This is a genomic window from Nodularia sp. LEGE 04288 (assembly GCF_963896525.1).
GTDB lineage: Bacteria > Cyanobacteriota > Cyanobacteriia > Cyanobacteriales > Nostocaceae > Nodularia.
Map to the genome: position 1 here is coordinate 1 of NZ_CAWQOY010000053.1, position 5357 is coordinate 5357.

At 42.8% G+C, this 5357-nt stretch carries 5 protein-coding genes, 1 tRNA gene and 1 pseudogene; all 7 read left to right on the forward strand.

The annotated features are described in order from the left end of the window. Positions 1-70 precede the first annotated feature (70 nt). Positions 71-343, forward strand: a complete 273-nt coding sequence (locus AACX33_RS04225) for a hypothetical protein (RefSeq protein WP_194003768.1) — start codon at positions 71-73, stop codon at positions 341-343. A 13-nt stretch (positions 344-356) separates the two neighbouring features. After that, positions 357-1034 carry an ABC transporter ATP-binding protein gene (locus AACX33_RS04230; protein WP_194003770.1) on the forward strand — a complete coding sequence of 226 codons (678 nt, stop codon included), beginning with the start codon at positions 357-359 and terminating at the stop codon, positions 1032-1034. A 217-nt stretch (positions 1035-1251) separates the two neighbouring features. Then, a complete protein-coding gene (locus AACX33_RS04235) occupies positions 1252-1803 on the forward strand; it encodes an NYN domain-containing protein (RefSeq protein ID WP_194003772.1) in 552 nt (183 codons plus the stop codon). A gap of 144 nt (positions 1804-1947) precedes the next feature. Then, positions 1948-2019, forward strand: a tRNA-Asn gene (locus AACX33_RS04240). Between the two features lie 318 nt (positions 2020-2337). Continuing rightward, a complete protein-coding gene (locus AACX33_RS04245) occupies positions 2338-3612 on the forward strand; it encodes a hypothetical protein (protein WP_194003774.1) in 1275 nt (424 codons plus the stop codon). Positions 3613-3829: 217 nt separating this feature from the next. Then, on the forward strand, positions 3830-4912 hold the full coding sequence (locus AACX33_RS04250) for an AAA-like domain-containing protein (RefSeq protein WP_194003776.1): 1083 nt from the start codon (positions 3830-3832) through the stop codon (positions 4910-4912). A 2-nt stretch (positions 4913-4914) separates the two neighbouring features. Further along, a pseudogene (locus AACX33_RS04255) lies at positions 4915-5357 on the forward strand (AAA family ATPase); the annotation flags it as partial.

Consider the following 5357-nt stretch of genomic DNA (forward strand, 5'->3'; position numbering starts at 1 on the left):
CTTCATAATTCCCAATTTCCAATCGCCTAACGTTAAAATGAGTCCTACAGTTCTGTTTGACTAATCCTAAATGTTTACCATTGACTTAAGTATCAAAAATACTGCCTTCCCCGTATCAGTACAACGTAAGTCAGCAGAGGATGCTGAAGCCATATATCAGCTCATTTTGGCAGCCATGCGCTCTGGCAATCCTGACATCGTGGAACTTAAGTGTGAGGGTAAGACGGAAAAGAAAATTGCTGTCCGTTCTAGCGAAATTTCTGGGGTACAGATTGTTCAAAAAGATGGTGCAACGACCAGTGGCGGTAGACCACCAGGGTTTTTTGCAGTCACAGCTGAATAACTAAGGGATAAAAATGTCAGAAGTTGGCATTGAGGTCAAGGATTTAGATTTTAGTTGGCCTAGTGGGGCGAAGGCAATCGAATCTTGCTCTCTAGAAGTACCTCTGGGTGAATTTTGGATGCTTTTGGGTACAAATGGCAGTGGCAAATCTACATTACTCCGACTACTGGCTGGGCTATTAGCTCCTCAGTCCGGTGAAATTAAGGTTTTAGAACCCGTTGGCTTTGTCTTTCAAAATCCTGATCATCAACTGGTGATGCCAACTGTTGGTGCTGACGTGGCTTTTGGACTTGTGGATGAAAAGTTACCGCCTGCGACGGTGAGGACAAGGGTTGAGGAGGCTTTAGGTTCGGTGAATTTGTCTGCCTTGCAATTACGCCCGATCTATGCTTTGAGTGGGGGACAAAAACAACGAGTGGCGATCGCCGGTGCGATCGCTCGGCGTTGTGAAATCTTACTATTAGATGAACCCACAGCTTTACTCGATCCAGATAGCCAATTGGACTTGGTGGCTGGTGTCCGTCGCCTAGTCAAAAGTCGGGGGATTACAGCCCTGTGGGTGACTCATCGTCTAGACGAGTTGAATTACTGCGACGGTGCTTTTTTATTAGAAAAAGGCCGTTTGATTGATAAGGGTGAACCTCAGCGTCTGAAACAACGTTTGATGACAATGGATGATGGATCTGCTTAAACAGCCATTTTCTTTCATCCTTTTTTTGAATAATTACTAACAATTGAGACGCGCCTGAATCAGGCGCGTTTCTTTTTGGGCAAGGTTTTTCCAGTCAAATTCTGTCATCTGATCGCATTTTTTACTGATTTGTAACATAGAGTTACACGCAATGCTTCAATTACTATGAAAGTTATGAATGAATTTTGTTAACTCTAGATAACTGTGATTAAAAACCATGCCTCGTTCCTTACTCCAAGCCGTCTTGTTAGTAGACGGCTACAATATAATTGGTGCTTGGCCTTGCCTGAAAAAAACCCGTGATCATGCAGGATTAGAGGCCGCACGCTGGGAATTGGTGGAAGCAATGACTAGCTACAGTTCTTTTCAAGGTTATGAGACTGAGATAGTTTTTGATGCCCAATATCATCAAGCTTCTAGCAATAAAGAAATTATTACAGAACTCTTATCAGTTCATTACACTGATTTTGGGCAAACGGCAGACACCTATATTGAAAAATCCTGTGCATCTCTGCGCTATGAAAGGGCGCAATCTCTGATTCATCGCGTGATTGTTGCCACCTCAGACCGCGCGCAGCAGTTGATGGTACAGGGGTATGGTGCTGAATGGTTGTCGGCACAGCAACTATGTGGTGAGGTAGAAAGTACAATTTGTCGGATGCGACATAAATATCAAAAGCGCAAACAATCCAAAAGTAGGTTCTTAGTCAACTCTATTGATGCTAAAGCCCGGCAGCGACTGGCGGAATTACGGATGGGATTACAGTAAAGCCTAAAATTCAAAAGTCTGAAACCAGCCGCCAGAAGGCGTTTTGGCTATAATGTTATGGGAATTAAACTTCGGTTTAAAAAAAGTTTAAAAAAAGACTTGCCAAATCTTATATTTAGTCTTAAGATGTTTAATTGTGAGCGTTCCTCAGTAGCTCAGTGGTAGAGCGATCGACTGTTAATCGATTGGTCGCTGGTTCGAATCCAGCCTGGGGAGTTTAATTAAATAATCTCAAGAAGTCTGAAGCATGGAAGTTAAAATATCCAACTTCTGACTTTTGGCTTTTATGGTATTTTGATGAGCGATCGCCTGTGGGATTCTAAGATTTGACTGGCATAACATGGGCGGGCATCTTTGCCCTCCCCCACAAGAGTTTCATCTAATTTAAATCTTCAAGCTAGATCACTAAAAGCCAGATTACAGAAGCATAATTGCGTATAACGCTATCCTTTTAAGCGATCGCACATAAATTCCTAAAATTAGCGTATAGCTTTTATATGACCTTATCTGTGAGAAGTTGAGGAGAAAGTAGCCATGAGCAACAATTTTCTAAAATCTGGCGATTGGGCTTATGTGGCTAAGTGTGGACGCTTACTTTATTGGACTTACTTCAAGCCTTTTACCTTGGAAAACTGGTTGAGTCACATCCATCCAGAACTTAAACCGATAGATGATCCTTTTGATAAGCGGGCTGAATTTAGCACAAATTCCCGGTTACGTCGCTATGCTGATCAGGTTTGGTGGCTGAGTGTCGTAGTCCCAATATTGGCTGTATTATTAGCTGCACCAGTTTACACTCTGGCTAGTGGTGAGTCATTTAACTGGTTCAGAAGTTGTGCTTTTTTCGCAGGCTGGTTTTTAGGAAGGGTTTTAGGGCGTGTCGGCTATAAAAATATAATCGTTATTGTCGTGATTGTATCCTTAAGCGAATTTTTAGACACTCATTTTTCATCAAGGATGCCAGTAGACATTGTGGAAGGTGTGGCGGTGGGCTTGGTTACAGGCTTGGTGGGAGGTGTGGCGCTAGGCGTGGCGATAGGTTTGGCGGCAGGCGTTTCAGTAGGGGTGGCAGGAGGCATTTTAGTAGGGGTGGCAGGAGGCGTTTCAGTCAGCGTGGCAGGAGGCGTGTTGTCTACATTGTTGGTAGGCTTGGTTTCCATCGTGACGGGAGGCTTGGGTTTGGCGGGAGGCTTGGCGGCAGGTTTGGCGTGGATTTTGGGTGTTTTGCGAATGTACTTCTGGCTACCAGAATTACTGTGGACACTCATTCTCTTTTTCTCTAATAGAAAAAGGGTAGATTGTTTACGATACCTACCACCTCGCTTTGATGAACGAATTATTTTGCCTCTGCCTTTTATGGATCGAATGATTGTAGAGGCTTATCAAGAGAACCCAGCAGCAGCCAGTGAGACTATTAATTACTTGATTAGTTATACCAATCAGCAAAAAGTTGCGACAAAGGCAATTACTGAGATTGCGATAGATAGCCTCAATCGTTGTCAAAGGTTGAGCGATATTATAGACATTGACAAGCAACTGGCTTGGATTCCCTCACCACCACCAAAGGAACTTGGCACGGTTTTTTATCAATTTTTAGATATTAGCGAGGATCTCCGTGCATTAGAGGAAGCTAATTCGCTCTATGTTCAGTATGAATTACTGAATACTTCCATCAGTGCATTACAGGAACTTTCAAACAGTCTTGCTTCTAAGAAAAATACTTTTATAGCGACTAAGTTTAGTAGTATTGTGCAACGCTGGCTGACAATTTTGGAGAGGGCAAAGCGCACTTTAGAGGAAACAGCTTAACCGTATTAAACTTGCATAACATGGGGGGAACCAGATGCCCACCCCACAAGACTTTTATCTAATTTAAATCTGCAAACTAGATATTTTTCAGATGATCTGGGAGATTTTGCACTTTCGGCACAACACTAAACACCAGATAACAGAAGCATGATTGCGTATAATGCTATGCTTTTAAGCGATCGCACTTAAATTATTAAAATTAGGGTATAGCTTTTACATGACTTCTGGGGCATTACCTGCGAATCCTTTTGTAGCTGCGGGGATGATTGAAGACCCCAAGCTGTTTGTCGGTCGTAAAGATGAGTTACACGCGATCGCATCTCGAATGAGTGGTGTCCAGCCGACAAGTATTAATATTGTCGGTGACAAGCGAATTGGTAAATCGTCGTTGCTGTATCACTACTTTTTGACTTGGGAACAGCGAGTACCAAACCCCAGCCGTTATGTCGTCATTTACCTCTCCCTTCAAAATGTGTCGTGTCAGCGAGAGGAAAATTTTTATTTAGCAGTGGCGCGGGAATTGTTGAATTTTCCCAATGTGGCGACAAATCCAGCTTTAAGTGACCCTTTGAGAGTTACACTCCTTGACCGTGCAGCTTTTTCAGATGCGATCAGAGAATGGAAAAAGCAAGGAATATTACCAGTTCTTTGCTTAGATGATTTTAAGAGGGTGCTTGATAACAAGAACGAATTTAATGATGATTTTTATAATAATCTGCGCTCTTTGATGGATAGCAGTAGTTTGATGCTGATCATGGCTTCACAGTACAAACTCGATTTTTACAGCAAAAAGCATCAGTTGACTTCTGATTTTTTCAATTTGGGTCATGTAATCAAGTTGCGTGGACTTAAAGAAGAAGAGGTCAAAGATTTGTTACGTCTACCTGCTAGCACTGTTAATGGTGCTGCATCAGCTTTGAGTATGGATGAACAGCGCCTGAGTCAGCAACTGGCTGGAAGTCATCCTTTTTTACTGCAAATAGCAGGGAGTTTAGTATGTGAGGCGCGTCAGCATGGATATGATGAAAATTGGGTGAAAACTCGCTTTGCTGATGAATTTCGCCGTTTACCAAAATCTAAACTAGGTTCTCGCCGATGGTTGCATCAGGTGCGCTGGTTAGTTTGGGATTTGCCGATGCGCTTGGGTATCTTACCCAAATTGATTGGTGGAACTGTTGACGATATCAGCAGCTGGATTATGGGGTTAGTTATCCTGCTGATGTTCTTTTTGGTTTTGGTGCGTGTGTTGGACTGGAATGAAGTTTGGGATTTTATCCGTGACCAGTTGGGGATAAAGTAGCCATGAGCAACAATTCTGCAAAATCAGGCTTTTGGGCTTATGTGGCTGAATGTGGACGCTTACTTAATTGGATTTACTTCAAGCCTTTTACCTTTGAAAATTGGTTGCGTGACATCCATCCAGGACTTAAACCGAGAGATAACCCTTTTGATAAGCGGGCTGAGTTTGGCACAAATCCCCGGTTGTGTCGCTATGCTGGGCAGGTTTGGTGGCTTACTGCCGTAGTCCCAATATTGGCTGTATTATTAGTTGCACCAGTTTATACTCTGACTAGTGGTAAGTCATTTTACTGGTTCCTAAGTTTTCCTTTTTTGGCAGGGTGGTTGTTAGGAAGGGTTTTAGACCTTGGAGGCAATAAGAATAGAGTTGTTATTGCCATAATTGCATTCTTGAGCATAATTTTAGCAACTCAATTTTTATCAGGCGTGGCGTTCGGCGTGGCGTT

Bases quoted from the DNA above. Each gene is read 5' to 3' on its own strand.
- AACX33_RS04235 (WP_194003772.1), top strand. From the start codon at position 1,252: ATGCCTCGTTCCTTACTCCAAGCCGTCTTGTTAGTAGACGGCTACAAT.
- AACX33_RS04250 (WP_194003776.1), top strand. From the start codon at position 3,830: ATGACTTCTGGGGCATTACCTGCGAATCCTTTTGTAGCTGCGGGGATG.
- AACX33_RS04225 (WP_194003768.1), top strand. From the start codon at position 71: ATGTTTACCATTGACTTAAGTATCAAAAATACTGCCTTCCCCGTATCA.
- AACX33_RS04245 (WP_194003774.1), top strand. From the start codon at position 2,338: ATGAGCAACAATTTTCTAAAATCTGGCGATTGGGCTTATGTGGCTAAG.
- AACX33_RS04230 (WP_194003770.1), top strand. From the start codon at position 357: ATGTCAGAAGTTGGCATTGAGGTCAAGGATTTAGATTTTAGTTGGCCT.